Source organism: Sphingomonas flavida (assembly GCF_036663655.1).
In the GTDB taxonomy this organism is placed as follows: Bacteria; Pseudomonadota; Alphaproteobacteria; order Sphingomonadales; family Sphingomonadaceae; genus Sphingomonas.
In genome coordinates this window covers 141927-163159 of sequence record NZ_JAXOJH010000008.1, presented here as the reverse complement: position 1 = coordinate 163159, position 21233 = coordinate 141927, and the positions used below count along the sequence as shown (strand labels likewise).

Here is a 21233-nt window from a genome sequence, read left to right as displayed (position 1 = left end):
CCGCCGCAGATACTTGCGAGCGGCCTTTCGGCGTCTGTCGTTGCGTCTGGTCCGGAGGCATCCGGGCAGTGATTTACGGCTGACGAGGCAGACAGACCCATGGCAACCAAGGCGATCGACAGCGGCTCCGCCCCGCGCAAGGGCGATGGCGGCACCGCTAAGCGGCGTATCCGCAAGGTGTTCGGCAACATCCACGAAGTGGTGCAGATGCCGAACCTGATCGAGGTTCAGCGCGAAAGCTACGAGCAGTTCCTGCGCTCGGACAAGTCCACGGGCCATGTCTCGGGGCTGGAAAAGACGCTGCGCAGCGTCTTCCCGATCCAGGATTTCGCCGGCACCGCCTATCTCGACTTCGACGACTATGTCCTCGAGGACCCGAAGTTCGACGTCGAGGAATGCCGCCAGCGGGGCATCACCTATGCCGCGCCGATGCGCGTCACCCTGCGCCTGACCGCGTTCGAGGTCGATCCCGATACCGAGGCCAAGTCGGTCATCGATATCAAGGAGCAGGACGTCTACATGGGCGACATGCCCCTGATGACGGAGAACGGCACCTTCTTCATCAACGGCACCGAGCGCGTCATCGTCAGCCAGATGCACCGTTCGCCGGGCGTGCTGTTCGACCATGACCGCGGCAAGACCCATGCCTCGGGCAAGTACCTCTTCGCCGCGCGCGTGATCCCGTATCGCGGTTCGTGGCTGGACTTCGAGTTCGACGCCAAAGACATCGTCAACGTCCGTATCGACCGCAAGCGCAAGCTGCCGGTGACGGCGCTGCTCTATGCGCTGGGCATGAACTCGGAAGAGATCCTCAACTATTTCTACAACCGCCTGACCTTCGTTCGCGGCGACGGCGGCTGGAAGATCCCGTTCCAGGCCGAGAACTGGCGCGGCGCCAAGCCGATGTTCGACATCGTCGACGCCAGCTCGGGCGAGGTCGTGTTCCCGGCCGGTCAGAAGATCAGCCCGCGTGCCGCCAACAAGGCGGCCAAGGACGGCCTGTCGCAGCTGCTGATCCCCACGGAAGAGATCTTCGGCCGCTACAGCGCGTACGACCTGATCAACGAGCAGACCGGCGAGATCTATGTCGAAGCCGGTGACGAGATCAGCGCCGAGAATCTGGAAGCGCTGGACAAGGCGGGCGTCGACACGATCGAACTGCTCGACATCGACCATGTCGCGACCGGTCCGTGGATCCGCAACACGCTGAAGGCCGACAAGGCCGAAGAGCGTGAGCAGGCGCTGTCCGACATCTACCGCGTGATGCGCCCCGGCGAGCCGCCGACGCTGGAGACGGCGGAGTCGCTGTTCGCCGGCCTGTTCTTCGATCCCGATCGCTACGACCTGTCGGCCGTGGGTCGCGTCAAGCTGAACATGCGCCTCGACCTCGACTGCCCGGACACGGTGACGACGCTGCGCACCGAGGACATCCTCGCGGTCGTCAAGACGCTGGTCGACCTGAAGGACGGCAAGGGCGAGATCGACGATATCGACAATCTCGGCAACCGCCGCGTGCGTTCGGTGGGCGAGCTGCTGGAGAACCAGTATCGCGTCGGCCTGCTGCGCATGGAGCGTGCGGTCAAGGAGCGCATGTCGTCGGTCGACGTGTCGACGGTGATGCCGAACGACCTGATCAACGCCAAGCCCGCGGTCGCCGCGGTGCGCGAGTTCTTCGGTTCGTCGCAGCTGTCGCAGTTCATGGACCAGACCAACCCGCTCTCCGAAGTGACGCACAAGCGTCGTGTTTCGGCGCTCGGGCCGGGCGGTCTGACGCGTGAGCGTGCAGGCTTCGAAGTCCGCGACGTTCACCCGACCCATTATGGCCGCATCTGCCCGATCGAAACGCCGGAAGGCCCGAACATCGGTCTGATCAACTCGCTGTCGACCTTCGCCCGCGTCAACAAGTACGGCTTCATCGAGACGCCGTACCGCAAGGTGCTGGACGGCAAGGTCAGCGACGAGGTCGTGTACCTGTCGGCGATGGAAGAGCAGAAGCACACCGTCGCCCAGGCTTCGGCCGCGACGGATGAGGAAGGCCGCTTCGTCGAGGATCTGGTCTCGGCGCGTCAGGCGGGCGAGTTCCTGATGGCGCTGCCCGATCAGATCACCCTGATGGACGTCAGCCCCAAGCAGCTCGTCTCGGTCGCCGCCTCGCTCATTCCGTTCCTGGAAAACGACGACGCCAACCGCGCGCTCATGGGCTCGAACATGCAGCGTCAGGCCGTGCCGCTGGTGAAGGCGGAAGCGCCCTTCGTCGGTACCGGCATGGAAGAGACCGTGGCCCGCGACTCGGGTGCGGCGATCGCGGCCAAGCGTGCCGGTATCGTCGACCAGGTCGATGCGGCGCGTATCGTGGTTCGTGCGACCGGTGAGGTCGATGCGGGCAAGTCGGGCGTCGACATCTACACGCTGATGAAGTTCCAGCGTTCGAACCAGTCGACCTGCATCAACCAGCGTCCGCTGGTGAAGGTGGGTGACGTGGTCAACGCCGGTGACGTGATCGCCGATGGTCCCTCGACCGAGTTCGGCGAGCTGGCGCTGGGCCGCAACGCGCTCGTCGCGTTCATGCCCTGGAACGGCTACAATTATGAGGACTCGATCCTCATCTCCGAGCGGATCGTGAAGGACGACGTGTTCACGTCGATCCATATCGACGAGTTCGAAGTCATGGCGCGCGACACCAAGCTCGGGCCGGAAGACATCACCCGCGACATCCCGAACGTCGGCGAGGAAGCGCTGCGCAACCTCGACGAGGCGGGTATCGTGTACGTCGGCGCCGAGGTGGAGCCGGGCGACATCCTGGTCGGCAAGATCACGCCGAAGGGCGAATCGCCGATGACGCCGGAGGAAAAGCTCCTCCGCGCGATCTTCGGTGAAAAGGCCAGCGACGTGCGCGACACCTCGCTCCGCCTGCCGCCGGGCGTCGCCGGTACGATCGTCGACGTGCGCGTCTTCAATCGTCACGGCATCGACAAGGACGAGCGCGCGATGGCGATCGAGCGCGAGGAGATCGAGCGCTTGAAGAAGGATGCCGACGACGAGCGTACGATCCTCAACCGGGCGACCTGGAGCCGCCTGCGCGAAATGCTGCTCGACCAGACCGCCACCGCAGCGCCCAAGGGCGTGAAGAAGGGCATCGTTATCGATGCCGAGGTGCTGGAATCGGTCGATCGTCACGAATGGTGGAAGTTCGCCGTCGCCGACGATGCGCGCCAGAGCGATCTGGAAGCGGTCAAGGCGCAGTATGACGAAGCCGCCAAGCGGATCACGGACAAGTTCCATGACCGCCGCGACAAGCTGGAGCGTGGTGACGAACTGCCGCCGGGCGTGCTCAAGATGGTCAAGGTCTTCGTGGCGGTGAAGCGCAAGCTGCAGCCGGGCGACAAGATGGCCGGCCGTCACGGCAACAAGGGCGTCATCAGCCGCATCCTGCCGCAGGAGGACATGCCCTTCCTCGCGGACGGTACGCCGGTCGATCTCGTGCTGAACCCGCTGGGCGTGCCGTCGCGCATGAACGTCGGTCAGATCTTCGAGACGCACCTTGGCTGGGCGGCGCGCAACCTGGGTATGCAGGTCGCGGCGCAGCTGGAGGATTGGCGCGAAGCCAATCCCGACGCCAAGCCGGGCGCAGTGCCGGAAGCGGTGAAGTTGCGCCTCGTGGAAATCTATGGCGATCACTATGCCGCGGACATCCAGAAGCGCGATGACGAGGAAGTGGCCGAACTGGTCCAGAACATCCGCACCGGCGTGCCGATGGGGACCCCGGTGTTCGATGGCGCGCGCGAGAGCGACGTGTCGGAGATGCTGGAGCTGGCCGGTCTGCACACCTCGGGCCAGTCTGACCTGTTCGACGGACGCACGGGCGATCAGTTCGACCGCAAGGTGACCGTGGGCATCATCTACATGCTCAAGCTGCACCACCTGGTCGACGACAAGATCCACGCGCGTTCGATCGGCCCGTACAGCCTCGTCACCCAGCAGCCGCTGGGCGGTAAGGCGCAGTTCGGTGGCCAGCGCTTCGGTGAGATGGAAGTGTGGGCGCTGCAGGCTTATGGCGCGGCGTACACGCTCCAGGAAATGCTGACGGTGAAGTCGGACGACGTGGTCGGCCGCACCAAGGTCTACGAAGCGATCGTCAAGGGCGACGACACCTTCGAGGCGGGCATTCCGGAGAGCTTCAACGTGCTGGTCAAGGAAATGCGCTCGCTGGGTCTCAACGTCGACCTCAAGACGGTCGAAGAAACCCAGGACGACGGTCTGGCCGAGGCGGCGGAGTAAGATACGGAGCCGGTGGGGCCACCCGCCCCGCCGGCGCCTTTCTCGCTCGCCCGATGAATTTTCCCTCCCTGTGAGGAAAGCAAAATGAACGAACTGACCAACTTCGCCAATCCGGTGGCCAAGCCGGAAACCTTCGACCAGATTCAGATCGGCATCGCGTCGCCCGACAAGATCCGCTCCTGGTCGTTCGGCGAGATCAAGAAGCCCGAGACGATCAACTATCGCACGTTCAAGCCGGAACGTGACGGCCTGTTCTGCGCGCGCATTTTCGGTCCGATCAAGGATTACGAATGCTTGTGCGGCAAGTACAAGCGCATGAAGTACAAGGGCATCGTCTGCGAAAAGTGCGGTGTCGAGGTTACGGTGTCGAAGGTCCGTCGTGAGCGGATGGGCCATATCGAACTGGCCGCCCCCGTCGCGCATATCTGGTTCCTGAAGTCGCTGCCGAGCCGCATCGGCCTGCTGCTCGACATGCAGTTGAAGCAGCTCGAGCGCGTGCTGTACTTCGAGGCCTATATCGTCATCGAGCCGGGCCTGACCCCGCTGGAGAAGTATCAGCTTCTCACCGAGGACGAACTGCTCGACGCGCAGGATGAATATGGCGAGGACGCCTTCTCGGCCGGGATCGGCGCCGAGGCGGTCCGCATCATGCTCGAGAATCTCGACCTGGAAGGCGAGAAGGTCACGCTGCTCGAAGAGCTGGCGACGACCAAGTCGGAGCTGAAGCCCAAGAAGATCATCAAGCGGCTGAAGGTCGTCGAGAGCTTCCTGGAATCGGGCAACCGTCCCGAATGGATGATTCTGGAAGTCATTCCGGTCATCCCGCCGGAACTCCGCCCGCTGGTGCCGCTGGACGGCGGTCGCTTCGCGACGTCGGACCTGAACGACCTGTACCGCCGCGTCATCAACCGCAACAACCGCCTGAAGCGCCTCATGGAGCTGCGTGCGCCGGACATCATCGTCCGCAACGAAAAGCGCATGTTGCAGGAAGCGGTTGACGCGCTGTTCGACAATGGCCGTCGCGGCCGCACGATCACGGGCGCCAACAAGCGTCCGCTGAAGTCGCTGTCCGACATGCTCAAGGGCAAGCAGGGCCGCTTCCGCCAGAACCTGCTCGGCAAGCGCGTCGACTATTCGGGGCGTTCGGTCATCGTGACCGGCCCGGAGCTGAAGCTGCACCAGTGCGGCCTGCCCAAGAAGATGGCGCTCGAGCTGTTCAAGCCGTTCATCTACGCCCGTCTGGACGCCAAGGGTCTGTCGATGACCCTGAAGCAGGCCAAGAAGTGGGTCGAGAAGGAGCGCAAGGAAGTCTGGGACATCCTGGACGAGGTGATCCGCGAGCACCCGGTGATGCTGAACCGCGCGCCGACGCTCCACCGTCTGGGCATCCAGGCGTTCGAGCCGGTGCTGATCGAGGGCAAGGCGATCCAGCTCCACCCGCTGGTCTGCTCGGCGTTCAACGCCGACTTCGACGGCGACCAGATGGCCGTGCACGTTCCGCTGTCGCTGGAAGCGCAGCTGGAAGCGCGCGTCCTGATGATGTCGACCAACAACATCCTGTCGCCCGCCAACGGCAAGCCGATCATCGTGCCGTCGCAGGACATGGTGCTGGGCCTGTACTACCTCTCGCTCGAAAAGCAGAAGGAACCGGGCGAGGGCATGATGCTGGCGGACATGGAGGAGGTCCATCAGGCCCTCTTCGCCGGTGCCGTCACGCTGCACACCAAGATCATCAGCCGCGTTCCGCAGACCGATGAGCAGGGCAACCAGTATCTCAAGCGCTTCGAGACGACGCCGGGCCGCATGCTGCTGGGCGAGACGCTGCCGAAGAGCCACAAGGTGCCCTTCGACATCGTCAACCGCGTCCTGACCAAGAAGGACGTCGGTGAGGTGATCGACGAGGTGTATCGTCACACCGGCCAGAAGGAGACCGTGCTGTTCGCCGACGCGATCATGTCGCTGGGCTTCCGTCACGCGTTCCGCGCCGGCATCTCGTTCGGCAAGGACGACATGATCATCGCACCGGACAAGGATCGTCTGGTCGACGAGACGCGCGATCAGGTGAAGGACTTCGAGCAGCAGTATCAGGACGGCCTGATCACGCAGCAGGAGAAGTACAACAAGGTGATCGACGCCTGGAGCCGTTGCGGCGACCAGGTCGCGAACTCGATGATGAACGAGATCAAGGCGGTCCGGCATTACGAGGACGGCCCGATGGTCGGCCGCGAAAAGCCGATCAACTCGATCTACATGATGGCCCACTCGGGTGCACGTGGTAGCCCCGCGCAGATCAAGCAGCTGGCGGGTATGCGCGGCCTGATGGCCAAGCCGTCGGGCGAGATCATCGAAACGCCGATCATCTCGAACTTCAAGGAAGGTCTGACCGTTCTTGAATACTTCAACTCGACCCACGGCGCGCGTAAGGGCCTGGCCGATACGGCGCTGAAGACGGCGAACTCGGGTTACCTGACCCGCCGTCTGGTGGACGTGTCGCAGGACTGCGTCATCATCGAAGAGGATTGCGGCACGACCCGCGCCCTCGAGATGAAGGCGATCGTGCAGGGCGGCTCGACCATCGCGTCGCTTGGCGAGCGTATCCTGGGCCGCACCACGGCCGAGGACATCGTCAACGCCAAGACCGGCGAAGTCATCATCGCATCGGGCGTCCTGCTCGACGAGCCGATGGTCGCGCGGATCGAGGCGGCGAACACCCAGTCGGTCAAGATCCGCAGCCCGCTGGTCTGCGAGTCGAAGATCGGTGTCTGCGGCAAGTGCTATGGCCGTGACCTCGCTCGCGGTACGCCGGTGAACATCGGCGAAGCGGTCGGCGTCATCGCGGCGCAGTCGATCGGTGAGCCGGGTACGCAGCTGACGATGCGTACCTTCCACATCGGTGGTGCGGCGCAGTTGAACGAGCAGTCGAACCTGGAAGCGGCGGTGGACGGTGTCGTCCAGTTCCGCGATCTTCGCCTGATCGCCGACCAGCGTGGTCGCCGCGTGGTGCTGAGCCGTTCGGGCGAGATCGCGATCGTCGACATGGACGGCCGCGAACTGTCGGTCGACCGTATCCCCTACGGTGCGTATGTCCTGTTCGACGATGGCCACATCGTGTCGAAGGGCGATCGCATGGCCGAGTGGGATCCGTTCACCATGCCGGTGATCACCGAAAACCCCGGTACGGTGAAGTTCCAGGACCTGATCGAGGGCAAGACCCTGACCGAGCAGGTCGACGAAGCCACGGGTATCGCCCAGCGCGTCGTCACCGAATATCGCGCCTCGACCAAGTCGAAGGAGGATCTGCGTCCGCGCATGACCCTGCTCGACGACAATTCGGGCGAAGCCGGTCGCTACATGCTGGCGCCGGGCGCGACGCTCTCGGTCGAGGACGGCGCACATGTTCAGGGCGGTGACGTTCTGGCACGTGTCGCGCGCGAGTCGGCCAAGACCCGCGACATCACCGGTGGTCTGCCGCGCGTCGCCGAGCTGTTCGAAGCGCGTATTCCGAAGGACTCGGCGATCATCGCCAAGGTCTCCGGCCGCGTCGTGTTCGGCAAGGATTACAAGGCGAAGCGCAAGATCGGCATCCAGCCCGAGGATGGCGGCGAGGTCGTCGAGTATCTGGTGCCCAAGTCGAAGGTGATCGACGTTCAGGAAGGCGACTACGTCAAGCGTGGCGACAACCTGATCGGCGGCTCGCCCGATCCGCACGATATTCTGGAAACGATGGGCGTGGAGCCGCTGGCCGAATATCTGGTCAGCGAAATCCAGGAAGTCTATCGACTCCAGGGCGTGAAGATCAACGACAAGCACATCGAGACGATCGTTCGTCAGATGCTGCAGAAGGTCGAGATCACCGATGGCGGCGACACCACGCTGCTGAAGGGCGAGCAGGTCGATCGCGAGGAAATGGACGCGATTAACGAAAAGCTCGGCGCCAATGAAGTGCGTGCGCAGGGCAAGCCCGTCCTGCTCGGCATCACCAAGGCGAGCCTGCAGACCCGCAGCTTCATCTCGGCCGCGTCGTTCCAGGAAACCACCCGCGTCCTCACCGAGGCGGCGGTCCAGGGCAAGCAGGACACGCTGATGGGCCTGAAGGAGAATGTCATCGTCGGCCGCCTGATCCCGGCGGGTACCGGTGCGGGCATGAACCGCCTGCGCGTGGCGGCATCCAGCCGCGACGCGGCACTGCGGGCGCAGCAGCGCAAGCTGGCCGAGGCGATCATCGCCCCGGTCACCGCCGCCGAAGAGCGCGCCGCCGAACAGGCGCGTTCGGTGCGCGACGCGGGCGGCACCGGCAACGATCCGCTGGCCGAGGTTGCACCCTCGGGCCAGGGCACGGACGCCGATGCCGGTGAGTATCTGAACGACTGATCCGACGGACGGATCGGAAGACAAGGGCCGCCGTCCGGGCAACCGGGCGGCGGCTTTTTTTGACGCGGATCCGATTGCTTTTTGAGGTGGAACACGGCCCCGGTTGCGGGTCATGATTTGTAACGTGCAAATCAGCGGTTTTGCGCCGAATGGAGGGCGCGCAGGGCCGTAGCGCGGGAACCGAAATGCCCTCCCAACCATATACGAATATTGGAGAAGATCCCGGACGCGCGCGGGTTATTGGCGTGCCGATGGGGCCCCGGAGACCTGAAATGACGTCGCTTGAGATTGACGAAGACTATTTCTACCAACGTGCCGAAACCGAACTCGAACTGGCCCAGAAGGCGACCCATCCTGCCGCGGTTCGAGCGCATTACATCATCGCGAACCACTATCTGGACCGCGTCTATAGCCAGCCCCAATCGGGCGCAGTGATCGAAGCGGCAGAGTAAGTCGAACTGCCCCCTCCAAAAATTGGGGTGGGGCAGTCCGACCCCTTGTGTCGGAACCTGTGCAATTCGGCCCCGATCGGCCAAAAACGGGATCGCCCGGTCTCGTCGGCTCGGTGCATCCAGATGTTCAAAGCGGTCCGAGCTTTCCTCCCTATCTGTCGCTGTCTTGCGTGATCATTCGACCGGTATGGGACCGTTCAAACCTTCAAGTGGAGGTGTCGGCGCATAGAATCGCCGGAGGAACATCAAGCCGGAGAGGGCGACTTTACGAGAGTACGGGGACCCCTCTCCACCATCCTCACGGATAACCCCCGCTCTTTGCAGGGACAGAATAGCTGACGAGCGGCTGAAGCCATGGGGCGAACGCGGCAATCTTATCCTGCCTGATGCCGCTGGCTTCCAAACGTCATTCCATATCATCCCGATCGCAGACCTGACGGCGGCGCGTTCGTCTTGATCGCGTGGCGCCGCGCCGATATTGACGATCGCTCAGCCTCCAAAAAGCCATGTCGCTGGAACTCCACGGCAAATCTTCCCTGTCCCACGACACCCGAAAAGCGGCGCTCGACAGCCACTGGGACGGTGCCTAGGCGACCGGCATGACGACCATCCGTTCGACCCTCTTGCCGCTCTGGTCATCCCGTTCGACCCGATCATTCGCCTTTGCCGCCCTGTGGTTGGCGACTTTCGCGCTCGCCCTGTTCGTCGTCTTCCGCGTCCCGATCGCCAGCGGCTTCGACCTGGGTTTCGGCGAGCGTGGCGATGCGCTGATCGAGATGACCATCCTCGAGCATTGGCGCAATGTCTGGGCGGAGGTGTCGCCATGGGACCGCGGTTTCTACTTCCATCCCTATGGCGACACGCTGGGGTATAATGACGGCTATTTCCTCTATGGCCTGTCCTACTCGGTCTGGCGGATGCTGGCGGATCCGTTTCACGCCGACACGCTGAACATCCTGACCTTCAAGGCGATCGGTTTTGTGGGCGCCTATGCGCTGGTCCGGCGCGGGCTGGGGTGGGGGCGCGGCGCAGGGCTGTTCGTCGCGGCGGGCTTTACGATCGCGAGCAACATTTCGCTCCAGGCGGTCCATGCCCAGTTGCAAAGCGTCGCGCTGTTGCCGGTCGCGATGCTGCTGGCGATCGCCTGCGTCCGCGCCGAGACCGGCGGTCGCCGCCGCCGTGCGCGCGAGATGGCCGTCGCACTCGCCGTGTTGATGGCGGCCTGGCTGATGACCTCTTATTACATGGCCTGGTTCACGATCTTCTCCGCGTGCCTGTTCGTCCTGTGCTGGTTGATCCTGAGCGATCATGCTCGGCCGTCGGCGATGCTGGGGCTGGTCCGCGGCCATGCGGGCACCATCGCCTGGGGGCTGGGCAGCTTTGCGGTGCTGATCCTGCCGTTCCTCGCCGTCTATCTGCCCAAGCTGCGCGAGACGGGGGGCGAGGGCTATTATGAGATGCTCGGTTATCTCGTCACGCCGGTGATCGACATGGTCAATGTCGGACCCGACAATTACCTGTGGGGGTGGCTGTTCCGCCCATTGCTGGCCTTGGTGCACCAGCTGCTACCCGACGATCCCGCACTGCCCGGCCGGGTGTTGCGCGGCGAGCATGAGGTTGGGTTCCCGCCCGTCTTCTGCATCCTGTTCGTCATCGCCGCGTGGCGCATCCTTCGCCGTCATCCGGTGGGTGAGGGGGCGATCCCCTCGGTGACATGGCGCGCCTTTACGCTGGCGATGGTTGTTGCCTGGGCATTGACGCTGCAATTCTGGGTCGCATCGCCGTGGAACCTCGTCTTTTTCCTGGTGCCCGGCGCCAAGGGGCTTCGGGTCGTATCGCGTTATCAGCTGTGGCTGACGCTGCCGTTCCTGCTGATCATGGTCTTTGCCTTGCGCGCGCGGATGGCGGCGCTGTTGCGTACCCGGCCTTGGTGGGGCGTGGCGATCGTCGCGCTGCTGATGGCCGAGAATCTGAGTGCGGAAACCGCCGCTCAGCTCAGTCGCCGCGAACAGCGTGCCGCGCTCGACGCGATCCCCCCGCCGCCGTCAGGTTGCGCGAGTTTCTATGTCGTCGCGTCGCGGGTGGGTGAGCGGACCTATATCAATGCCGAGTTGAACGCGCTGTACCCGCACAATGTCGATGCGATGTTCCTCGCCGAGCAGTGGCGGGTGCCGACGATCAACGGCTTTTCGACCTTCAACCCGCCGGACTGGAATTTCGCCGACCCGCTGCGGGGCGATTACGACGCGCGGGTGGCGCGCTATCTGGCGCGCCATGGACTGCGTCAGGTCTGTCGCCTCGACATGCGACAGGCGGTCCACTGGAGACGGTTGTAACTATCGCAGGACGGGCGCCAGCTCGTCGAGCATCACGTCGCGCATCTGGTTCAGATAGGCCTCGTAATAGGGTTTGTGCGACGCCCCGACAATCGCGATCAGCCGGGTGCCCGGCGCGCGGCCCAGCACCTCGCGGATGTTCGCCACCATGCGCAGGTTGCGGGTTTCCCAATAAGCGACGTAACGCCGCCCATAGGCCTGCTGCGACGGCTCGGTGAGCGCGGCGCCCCAGTCGGAGCGATAGGCCAGGTCGGCGGCCGTCGGCGCGTTCAGGGCGCGATAGAAGTTCAGCAGCCCGTCGGGTTGGGCGAGCCCAGCGTCAAGGCGCTTGCCCTCGGCCATGCGGGCATTGGTCGCGGGGTTGTTCCAGGCACGGGCGATCGCTTCGCCATACGCCTTGTCGTCGATCTTCGCGCCGACGAACGACTGGTCGTCGACGCTCCAGACCCGCTCGAGTCCCGACCGCGCGGCCAACTGTGCGGCGACCAGTTCGGTTTCGCTTTTCCTCGTCAGTCGGGCCTGCAGATCCTTCACCAGCGCCGGGGGCAATCCGTCTGCGGCACGACGCTCGCCGGCGGGCAGGCGAAACCACTGGACCATCGCCGATGCAGGTTCGCCAGCGGCGAGGAAGACGAGCGCGAGGCGACGGCGCTGGGCGGGCGTCGGCGCGGCGGGCCAGGCGGCGAGCAGCTTGTCCGCCTCGGCATTGGCGGCAACGACGTCGAGGCCCGCCGCCTGCCCGGCGGCGTTCGGGTCGAAGCAATAGGCCTCGACCGCCTCGGCCTGACGTTCGCGTTGGTGGCGCATGGCATCGCATTGCAGCCCGGCAATACTCTCGCTGGCCACCGCAGTAGGCTTCCAGCGGATCAGACGCTCGAGCAGCGGTTCGACCATTTCGGGCCGGAAGCTCGCGGGAAGGCTCGACAGATGCGGCGAGCCCAGTACGAGGACCTCGTTTGGGCGTCCGGCGGGACGATCGGTCAGCGTGTTCGGTCGAAATACGGGTCTGTAGCGCTGGGCCTCGACCATGGTCGCACAGAAGGTCGCTGCCAGACAGGCAAGTCCGATCCACCGCATATCATATCCCCCGATGATCGGGCCAACCGCCACCATGTCCCCGGCCCGGTGTGTTGGTAAGATATAGCGGTGGGCCGGTCAATCTCGACACGACGGGGTTTGGCCCAAAAGAAAAGGGCGACCCCGCAAAGGGGCCGCCCTTTCTTTCAGCTCGCACAAGCGAACGGGTGCGGGGGTTGCCCCCCGCAGTCCGATTACTTGAGCTCGACGGTCGCGCCGGCTTCTTCGAGCTGCTTCTTGATCTTCTCGGCCTCGTCCTTGGCAATGCCTTCCTTGACGGGCTTCGGAGCGCCTTCGACCAGCGCCTTGGCTTCGGTCAGGCCCAGGCCGGTGATCGCGCGGACTTCCTTGATGACGTTGATCTTCTTGCCACCGTCGCCGGTGAGGATCACGTCGAATTCGGTCTTCTCTTCAGCGGCCGGAGCGGCAGCGCCGCCAGCGGCAGGCGCAGCTGCAACAGCAGCGGCGGCCGAGACGCCCCACTTCTCTTCGAGCATCTTCGACAGCTCGGCGGCTTCGAGGACGGTCAGCTCGCTCAGCTGGTCAACCAGCGCGTTCAGGTCTGCCATGTTCTTATCTCCAATACGGGCCGCATGAATTGGCCCGAGTGTGTCAGTTCAATCGTGTACGCCCGAAGATCAGGCGGCTTCCTTGTCCTTGTCGGCATAGGCCGCGAGGACGCGGGCGATCTGCGCCGCGGGAGCCTGGGTGATGGTTGCCAGCTTCGTGGCAGGTGCCACGATGAGGCCGACAATCTTCGCCCGGAGCTCGTCCAGCGAGGGCAGAGTCGCCAGCGCCTGCACGCCTGCGACATCAAGGACGTTCGCACCCATCGATCCGCCGACGATCTCGAACTTGTCGGTCGTCTTGGCGAAATCCACGGCCACCTTGGCGGCGGCCACGGGATCGATCGAGCTGGCGATGCCGACGGGACCCGTCAGCATGTCAGCGACACCGGCATAGTCGGTGCCCTGGGCTGCGATCTTGGCAAGCCGGTTCTTCGAGACCTTGTAGGACGCGCCGGCTTCCCGCATCTTCGTGCGCAGGGCCGTCGACTGGGCGACGGTCATGCCGAGGTTGCGGGTGATGACCACCACGCCGACCTCGTTGAAGTTACGGTTCAGTTCGGCGACGGCCTGGGTCTTTTGATCGCGATCCATGCCATTCTCCATGGTTGGAACGGCCGCGAACGACCATCCCGGTTGCTTGACCGGGGGGTGTGACCACCCCTCGGGGTGTCCAGCGATGGGGAATGGGCAACCGACGCGTGAGAAACGCGGGGCAGACCGGGCGGGACCAGCAAGTGGCACGACCGGCAAAATCCTTTTCCCCGTCTCGGCAGGAGATTAAGCCAGGGCATATTCCCCGGCACCTGCTGTCTTGGACGGAATCCGAACGGGCAAGCCCGCCGGATGCGGGGCTGCCGTTAGGCCAGCCCGGGCGGCGAGTCAAGCGCTGCCGCATGATGAAGCGCATGTCATCATCGAGTCATGCCAGGGTCATCCAGATGACGCCGAAATGAAGCTTGCGTGACTTGGTTGCGCGGCAAAGCCCGCCACACTGACCGCAGCACTCCTCGCGCGGTACCGGGGGATTTTCCATGTCGGATATCAACAACCTGGTCGCCTATGACGATGGCGACATCGATACCAACCGCTCGACCAACACGCATATGAGCGATCTGATCGCCACGCGCCTGTCGCGTCGCCAGACGCTGCGCCACGGCGTGTCGGCGATGACCACCGCGCTGTTCGGCGGCGCGCTGCTGGCGGGTTGCGACGACGAGAACCCGCAGGGCGTCACCGCGACCGCGGCGGGCAGCACGGCCAGCGTGGCGGCGGGCCGCCCGGTCACGCTGACCGGCACCGTCGGCACCGGCCAGGTCGCCAACGTCAACTGGAGCCAGACGGCGGGCCCGTCGGTCACGCTGACCAACGCCAACCAGCTGGTCGCCTCGTTCCGCGCGCCTGCGGTCGCGACCGCGACACAGCTCGCCTTCAAGCTGGAGATCACCAGCCGCGACGGCGTCGTCACCAACAACACCGTCACCGTCACGGTGACCCCGATCACGCTCGACTTCACCGCCGTGCCGCACAGCCTGGCCGACATCGTCACCGTGCCGTCGGGCTATAGCGTGACCGTGCTCTATCGCCTGGGCGATCCGATCAGCGGCAGCGTGCCCGCCTTCGCCAATAACGGCACCGACACCAACTATGCCCAGCGCGCGGGCGACCATCATGACGGCATGAGCTATTTCGGCCTGGCGTCCACGGGCACCAATCCCGATCCGAACAGCAGCACGCGCGGCCTGCTGGTCCTCAACCACGAGAACATCACCCAGCTCTATCTGCACGCCAATGGTCCGACGCCCAGCCCCCGTCCCGAATCGGAAGCGATCAAGGAGATCGAGTGCCACGGCGTCTCGGTGGTCGAGGTCACGCGAGCGAACGGCACCTGGGCCTATGTCCAGGGCTCGGCGCTGAACCGTCGCATCACGCCCAACACGCCGATGGCGTTCAGCGGCCCGGTCAAGGGCGCGGCCTGGCTGAAGACCGTCTATTCGACCGATGGCAGCATGGGGCGCGGCACGATCAACAACTGCGCCAATGGGACGATGGCGTGGAACACCTATCTGACCAACGAAGAGAATTGGGCAGGCTATTTTCGCCGTACCGCCGGTGACGCGGCGGTGCGCACCGCGACCAGCGCGAAGCAGAATGTCTCGCTGGCCCGCTATGGCATCACCGAGGGGCGCTCGGGCAATTATGGCTGGACGACGGTGACGCCGTCGGACGCGTCGAGCACGGTCTTCCGCCGCTGGAACGCGACCGCCAACGCGGCCCTCGCCGCCGACGGCACCGCCGACTTCCGCCACGAGCCGTTCCAGTTCGGCTGGGTGGTCGAGATCGATCCGTTCAACCCGACTTCGACCCCGCGCAAGCGGACCGCACTGGGCCGCATGAATCACGAAGGCTGCCAGAACGGCCGGATGATCGCGGGCGTCCGCCCCGCCTTCTACATGGGCGACGATGCGCAGAACGAATATATCTACAAGTTCGTCTCGGCGACGCCGTGGAGCGCCGCGGACGCCAGCGCGGCCGACCGTCTGGCGGTGGGCGACAAATATCTCGACAATGGCACGCTCTATGTCGCCAGGTTCAACGCGGACGGCACCGGCATGTGGATGCCGCTGGTGTTCGGCCAGAACGGGCTGACCAGCTCGAACAGCGTCTATCCCTTCGCCGACCAGGCCGACGTCCTGATCAACACGCGGCTCGCCGCCGACGTGCTGGGCGCGACCAAGATGGACCGGCCGGAATGGACCGCCGTGAACCCGGCGACCGGCGAGATGTACTGCACGCTGACCAACAACGCCTCGCGCCGTCCGGTCGCCTTGGGCAATCTGACCGCCGTCGATGCGGCCAACCCGCGCGCCTATGTCGATCCGCCCTCGACCTCGGTCGGCAACCGCAACGGCCACATCATCCGCATCCGCGAAGCGAACGACACGACCGAGGCGACCAGCTTCACCTGGGACGTGTACGCCTTTGGCGCGGGGGCGGACTTGGACCCGACCAACATCAACCTGTCGGGGCTGGACGCGACCAACGACTTCTCGTCGCCCGACGGCCTGTGGTTCAGCCTGCCGAGCAACGTCGCGGGCCAGCAGACGCCGGTGATGTGGATCCAGACCGACGACGGTGCCTTCACCGACGTCACCAACTGCATGATGCTGGCCGCGATTCCCGGCCGGGTTGGCGATGGCGGCACGCGGTCTGTGACCAGCAGCGCCGGCGGGTCGTCCGCGACGGTCACCACCCGCATCGGCAAGGCGCCCGGCGTCACGCTGAAGCGTTTCCTGGTCGGCCCGAAGCAGTGCGAGATCACCGGCATCCACTCGACGCCGGACGGCACCTCGGTCTTCGTCAACATCCAGCATCCGGGCGAGGATGCCAGCAGCCCGGCGGCCCCGACCAGCAACTGGCCCGACAGCCAGGGAGGCAGCGCGGCGGCGACCATCCGCCCGCGTTCGGCCACCATCGTCATCACCAAGAATGACGGCGGCGTGGTCGCGATCTGATCGGCTGAGCGTATCGTGAGCCGGAGGGGGCGGGAAGGTGATTGCCTTCCCGCCCCCTTTCGCGTTCAAGGCGGATGCGAAAGGGCAGGTGCATGACGACGACACGGCGTGAGGTGATGGCGGGCGCGGCGGCGATCGGGCTGGGCTCGGTGGTTTCCCCGGCGATGGCGCGGCTGCCGGGCGGTGATCGGCTGATCGCGGGCACCTACACCAATGAAGGCGGCAAGGGGTTGTACCCGATCGTCGAGGGTCAGGTGGGGGCGCCGGTGACGGGGATCGTCAACGCCTCCTACGGGGTCGGCAACGGGCCCGGCGGCGCCTTCTACCTGCTGCGCGAACAGACCGAGGGGCAGGTGACGGGCTATGGCCCCGGCTGGAAGGTCCGGGGTGGCGCGTCGACCGGCGGCGCGGACCCGTGCCATGTCGCGCTGGACCGTAGCTCCGCCTGCCTTGCGGTCGCCAATTATTCCAGCGGATCGGTCGCTTTTTATCAACTCGATCGCAAGACCGGCGTACCGGGTGAGGCCAGGGTCTTTCAGCATCAGGGCAAGGGCCCCAATGCCGAGCGTCAGGCCGGGCCGCACGCGCATTGGGTGGGGTTCAGCCCCGACCGGCGCTGGCTGCATTCGGTCGACCTGGGGGCGGATGCGATCTTCGCCTATCGCTTCGATCCGGTCGCGCGGACGCTCTCAGACCAGCGGATCGCGTGGCAGGCCCCGGCGGGCGTCGGGCCGCGCCATATGGTCCGCCACCCGACCCTGCCGCGTGCTTATGTGGTCTGCGAGTTGCAGACCCGATTGTTCGTGCTCGATGCGCTGCCCGATGGCAGCTTTCGGACGGCTGACGAGCGCGCGCTGGTTCCCGAAGGCGGCCCTGCCTCTTATGGTGCGCATATTGCGATCGACCGCGCAGGGCGGACGCTCTATGTCTCCAATCGCGGGGCGAACAGCATCACATCCTTTTCCGTCGACGCCAAGGGCGGCGTCCGGGGGCTGGAGACCCTGCCCAGCGGCGGCAACTGGCCGCGCTTCTTCCTGCTGCGGGAGGAGCGAGGTGAGATGCTTGTCGCCAATGAGCGTTCGGGAAGGGTGAATGTCTTCCGGATCGGTCGACATGGCCTGCTGACCGATACCGGGCGCAGCATAGCGATCCCCGGCGTCGTGTTCTTGGCCGAGGCTTGAGGCAGGCTCGGATATCGCCATTATCCGCGCCCCTTCCGTAAACGGGAGGGGATGGGGGAGGGGCGTAGTCTCACCGAGGCCATCGCCTGCGGCTCAGCCCCACCCCAACCCCTCCCCCCTGCCGGGAGGAGGGGCTTGTCAGGTTCCCAACCTCGAAGGCGGTCATGCGCTTCTTCCAACCCCTGCTCGCCGGAGCCACGCGGTCCGACCGCCTGATCGCCTGTACCGGCGCGGTCATCGGCATCGCACTGACCATCATCGTCTGCGGCGGCCTGCCCTCGCTGGGCCCGGACCTGCCGATCATCGTCGCGCCGCTGGGCGCCTCGGCGGTGCTGGTCTTTGCCGTGCCTGCCAGTCCGCTGGCCCAGCCCTGGTCGGTGGTCGGCGGCAATGTCCTGTCGACGCTGGTCGGGGTGGCGATGTTCCAGGCGATCCCATCGCTACCGCTGGCGGCAGGCTGTGCGGTCGGGGGTGCGATCCTGGTCATGTCGCTCGCGCGCTGCCTGCATCCGCCGGGCGGGGCGGCGGCGCTGACCGCCGTGATCGGCAGCCAGGGGATCCACGCGGCGGGCTTCGCCTTTGCCTTCGCGCCGGTGGCGATCAATTCGATCGCGCTGGTGGCGCTGGGCATGTTCTTCCACCGTGCGACCAGGCGCAGCTATCCGCACGAACCCGCGCTCGCCCCGCCGGTCGGCGATGCCGCGCGCATCCGGGCGGAGGATGTCGATGCCGCGCTGGAGGACATGCACGACAGTTTCGACATCGCGCGCGAGGACCTGGACACGCTGCTCGCCCATGCCGAGCGACATGCGCGGGCGAGGGTCGGGGGCGCTCGCGGCGGGTGAGGGGCGTGGCCTTCGACCGCGCTTGGGCGGAACGGCGGTCGCACACCAACAAAAAGGCCCGCCCCTCGATCCGAGGGACGGGCCTTCTCCATCAACCGGTCAGGTCGATCAGCGATACTTGCCGCTGAACGAGATACCGATAATGCGCGGCTCGTTGAACACGGCCGCCATGTAGTTTTCGATCACGCCCTTCAGGTTCTTCTCGTTCGTGATGTTGCGCGCGAAGACCGACAGGCTCCAGGCGTCGCCCGGCGCCGAATAGCCGACGCTCAGGCCACCCTCGAAATTGCCATTCGAGGTGAACTCCTTGGTCCGGTACAGGACGAAGTTCGTATAGCCCTGCAGGTTCCAGTCGGTCGAGATGAACGCCTTGCCGCCATCGGCCAGCGGCACGTCATACTTGGCCGCCAGGTTGACGTTGTATTCCGGCGCGTTGGGCAGCGGGTTGCCGTTGATCTGCGCGAAATAGGCGTTGGCGCCGAAAACCCGACGGGTGACGAACGGATCGAGCACGGTGCACACCTGCACCCCGTTCAAGCCGCAGGTCTGGGCAAAGACGCGGTTGTCGCGAATTTCCGAGTGCAGCAGGCTGACACCCGCCGACAGCGCCAGATTGCGCACCGGCAGCCACTGCGCATCAGCTTCCAGACCATAGGCGATCGCCTTGTCGGCATTGAACAGCACGCCATTGCCGTCCGAGTCGTTGCCGTTCAGCTGGATGCCCTTCACGCGGTACGCGAAGGCGGCGGCGTTCAGGCGCAGCGTGTTGTCGAACAGCTTCGACTTGAAGCCGGTCTCGAACGACAGGTTGGTTTCCGAGTTCGCCGTGGTGAAGTCCGAGTTGAACACCGCCGAGCGACCCTGGATGGTCGGCCCACGGAAGCCGCGCGCGGCGCGGACATAGACGTTCAGGTTCGGATTGACCTCATAAAGGGCTGACAGATCCCAGCTCGGCTGGGTGTCCGACAGGCGCACGTCGCGACGACCGCGATAGGTCGAGACACCGGCGGCGCTGTCGGCGGTGCGCAGCAGCTGGGTCCGCTTGGTGTCCTCGCTGATGCGGCCACCGGCGGTCAGGGTCAGGCGATCGGTCGCCTGATAGCTGACCTGGCCGAACACGCCCCACGAGGTGTTCACGTCGTGCAGGCGAACCCAGTTGTTGGGGTTCGCGCCGATCAGGAAGGCGCGCTGATAGAAGTCGGTGATGTCGCGGCTGTCGAAATAGATGCCGCCGACCTGCCACTTGAAGGCGCCGGTGCCGGTCGAGGCCAGGCGGACTTCCTGCGTCCACTGGTCGAGGCCACGGATCTGGCCCTGGCTGAGGCCATAGCCATTGGCCGCGCCGTTGAAGGGGAAGTTGGCCGCCGCGCCGCCATCGGTGTCGCCCTTGCTGAAGCCCGCCGTCGTTTCATAGGCGGTGATCGAGGTCAGCTCGGCCGCGCCCAAATTCCAGGCGGCACGCAACGAGGCACCCTGCGTGTCATAGGACTGCGGGTTGCCGCGACCCTCGTCATAGGCGACGCGGTCGCGTGGCTCGGCCGACACGTCGCGCGAACCCTTCGTCAGGGCACCGCGGTGGAACAGCGTCGAGGTGCCGTCATACCACCGGGCATGGCCCGACAGGTTGAACGACAGCGTGTCGGTCGGGGTGAGGAGCAGCTGGAGGCGCACGTCGCGCTCGGTGAAGCCGCCCATCGCGTCCTTATTCGGCGTCAGCGTGCCGTCGGCGCTGGGCCCCGAATAGGTGTTGTCGACCCAGTTGTCGCGGTGCTGCACCAAGGCCGACAGGCGGAAGGCCAGCACGTCGCGGATCAGCGGGCCGCCGACACCGGCATCCATGCTGATCGTGTTATAGCTGCCGATCGAGGCGGTCGCGCGGCTCTGGAAGGTCTGCGTCGGCTTGATCGTGTCGAACTTGATGATGCCCGCGGTCGTGTTGCGACCGAACAGCGAGCCCTGCGGACCGCGCAGCACTTCGACCTGGTCGACGTCAAACACCGGGTTCGACTTCAGCACGACATGCTCCAGGACCACATCGTCCTGGATGATCGACACCGGCTGCGACGCGCCGAGATAGAAGTCGATATTGCCCAGGCCGCGAATGTAGAAACGCGGGAAGATACGTCCGGTCGTCGTCTCGGCATACAGGCCGGGGACGCGACCCGACAGCGCCAGGATATCCTCGCCGCCCTGCTGGAAGGTGCGCAGGTTCGATCCGCTGACCACGCCGACCGACACCGGCACGCGGTTCAGGCTTTCCGAACGGCGCTCGGCGGTGACGACGACGTCGCCCAGGCCCTGCTGCTCGCCCTGCGCCTCTGCGGCGGCGGCGGTGGTCGCGCCCTGATCGGCGGTCTGCGCCATGGCCGGCACGGCGGCCAGCGTACCCCACGCGGCGCCCAACAGCGCCGCGGTCTTGATAACGGACTTCATATATTCCCCACGCTCCGGCGGGCGTTCATGGCGCCCGACTAATTGCTATTCTCCCGGTAGGCCGGGCGGTTAGGGGTGCATTATGGCGCTCGCGTGACAGAGGTGATGCGGGCATGTCACAGTATAGGGCGAAAGCGTATGCGCGGGGCCGTGCAACGTTCGATCCTTTGCCGCATTCT

The 21233-nt window shown here is 65.2% G+C and carries 11 protein-coding genes; 7 read left to right on the top strand and 4 right to left on the bottom strand.

All coding sequences use genetic code 11. From position 1 onward, the window contains the following. Positions 1-99 precede the first annotated feature (99 nt). From rpoB to U1703_RS11150, 4 genes are all read left to right on the top strand, one after another. Complete coding sequence (gene rpoB / locus U1703_RS11165; protein WP_332785732.1) at positions 100-4278, top strand: DNA-directed RNA polymerase subunit beta; 4179 nt, start codon at positions 100-102, stop codon at positions 4276-4278. An 84-nt stretch (positions 4279-4362) separates the two neighbouring features. Then, positions 4363-8649, top strand: a complete 4287-nt coding sequence (gene rpoC, locus U1703_RS11160) for a DNA-directed RNA polymerase subunit beta' (RefSeq protein ID WP_320451621.1) — start codon at positions 4363-4365, stop codon at positions 8647-8649. A 272-nt stretch (positions 8650-8921) separates the two neighbouring features. Beyond that, positions 8922-9101 (top strand): hypothetical protein, encoded by a 180-nt coding sequence (locus U1703_RS11155; RefSeq protein WP_320451622.1) that lies wholly within the window; start codon positions 8922-8924, stop codon positions 9099-9101. Between the two features lie 599 nt (positions 9102-9700). After that, positions 9701-11437 carry a hypothetical protein gene (locus U1703_RS11150; protein WP_332785731.1) on the top strand — a complete coding sequence of 579 codons (1737 nt, stop codon included), beginning with the start codon at positions 9701-9703 and terminating at the stop codon, positions 11435-11437. Here the strand turns inward: U1703_RS11150 and U1703_RS11145 are convergent, their stop codons facing one another. The 3 genes from U1703_RS11145 to rplJ all read right to left on the bottom strand — a co-directional run bounded on the left by U1703_RS11145 (position 11438) and on the right by rplJ (position 13674). Then, a complete protein-coding gene (locus tag U1703_RS11145; protein WP_332785730.1) occupies positions 11438-12514 on the bottom strand; it encodes a DUF5694 domain-containing protein in 1077 nt (358 codons plus the stop codon). It lies immediately after the preceding gene. 194 nt (positions 12515-12708) lie between these two features. Next, positions 12709-13083, bottom strand: coding sequence for a 50S ribosomal protein L7/L12 (gene rplL, locus U1703_RS11140; RefSeq protein ID WP_007403895.1), 375 nt, complete (start codon positions 13081-13083; stop codon positions 12709-12711). A 69-nt stretch (positions 13084-13152) separates the two neighbouring features. Next, positions 13153-13674, bottom strand: coding sequence for a 50S ribosomal protein L10 (gene rplJ / locus U1703_RS11135; RefSeq protein ID WP_175313710.1), 522 nt, complete (start codon positions 13672-13674; stop codon positions 13153-13155). A gap of 440 nt (positions 13675-14114) precedes the next feature. Between rplJ and U1703_RS11130 the strand changes: the two genes are divergently transcribed. The 3 genes from U1703_RS11130 (at position 14115) to U1703_RS11120 (ending at position 18621) form a co-directional block, all read left to right on the top strand. Then, entirely contained in the window at positions 14115-16595 is a 2481-nt protein-coding gene (locus U1703_RS11130) for a PhoX family protein (protein WP_332785729.1), read from the top strand. A gap of 92 nt (positions 16596-16687) precedes the next feature. Beyond that, on the top strand, positions 16688-17776 hold the full coding sequence (locus U1703_RS11125) for a lactonase family protein (RefSeq protein WP_332785728.1): 1089 nt from the start codon (positions 16688-16690) through the stop codon (positions 17774-17776). A 164-nt stretch (positions 17777-17940) separates the two neighbouring features. After that, positions 17941-18621: an HPP family protein gene (locus U1703_RS11120; RefSeq protein ID WP_332785727.1), complete on the top strand. Its 681-nt coding sequence runs from the start codon at positions 17941-17943 to the stop codon at positions 18619-18621. A gap of 108 nt (positions 18622-18729) precedes the next feature. Here U1703_RS11120 and U1703_RS11115 read toward each other — a convergent pair whose 3' ends face one another. After that, the gene (locus U1703_RS11115) at positions 18730-21054 is read right to left on the bottom strand and encodes a TonB-dependent receptor (protein WP_332785726.1); all 2325 of its coding nucleotides are present in this window, start codon (positions 21052-21054) and stop codon (positions 18730-18732) included. Positions 21055-21233 lie beyond the last annotated feature (179 nt).

Excerpts from the sequence above, each read along its gene's own strand:
- rpoC (WP_320451621.1), top strand. The coding sequence starts at position 4,363 with ATGAACGAACTGACCAACTTCGCCAATCCGGTGGCCAAGCCGGAAACC.
- rpoB (WP_332785732.1), top strand. The coding sequence starts at position 100 with ATGGCAACCAAGGCGATCGACAGCGGCTCCGCCCCGCGCAAGGGCGAT.
- U1703_RS11155 (WP_320451622.1), top strand. The coding sequence starts at position 8,922 with ATGACGTCGCTTGAGATTGACGAAGACTATTTCTACCAACGTGCCGAA.
- U1703_RS11130 (WP_332785729.1), top strand. The coding sequence starts at position 14,115 with ATGTCGGATATCAACAACCTGGTCGCCTATGACGATGGCGACATCGAT.
- U1703_RS11145 (WP_332785730.1), bottom strand. The coding sequence starts at position 12,514 with ATGCGGTGGATCGGACTTGCCTGTCTGGCAGCGACCTTCTGTGCGACC.
- U1703_RS11150 (WP_332785731.1), top strand. The coding sequence starts at position 9,701 with ATGACGACCATCCGTTCGACCCTCTTGCCGCTCTGGTCATCCCGTTCG.
- rplJ (WP_175313710.1), bottom strand. The coding sequence starts at position 13,674 with ATGGATCGCGATCAAAAGACCCAGGCCGTCGCCGAACTGAACCGTAAC.
- U1703_RS11125 (WP_332785728.1), top strand. The coding sequence starts at position 16,688 with ATGACGACGACACGGCGTGAGGTGATGGCGGGCGCGGCGGCGATCGGG.
- U1703_RS11120 (WP_332785727.1), top strand. The coding sequence starts at position 17,941 with ATGCGCTTCTTCCAACCCCTGCTCGCCGGAGCCACGCGGTCCGACCGC.
- U1703_RS11115 (WP_332785726.1), bottom strand. The coding sequence starts at position 21,054 with ATGAAGTCCGTTATCAAGACCGCGGCGCTGTTGGGCGCCGCGTGGGGT.
- rplL (WP_007403895.1), bottom strand. The coding sequence starts at position 13,083 with ATGGCAGACCTGAACGCGCTGGTTGACCAGCTGAGCGAGCTGACCGTC.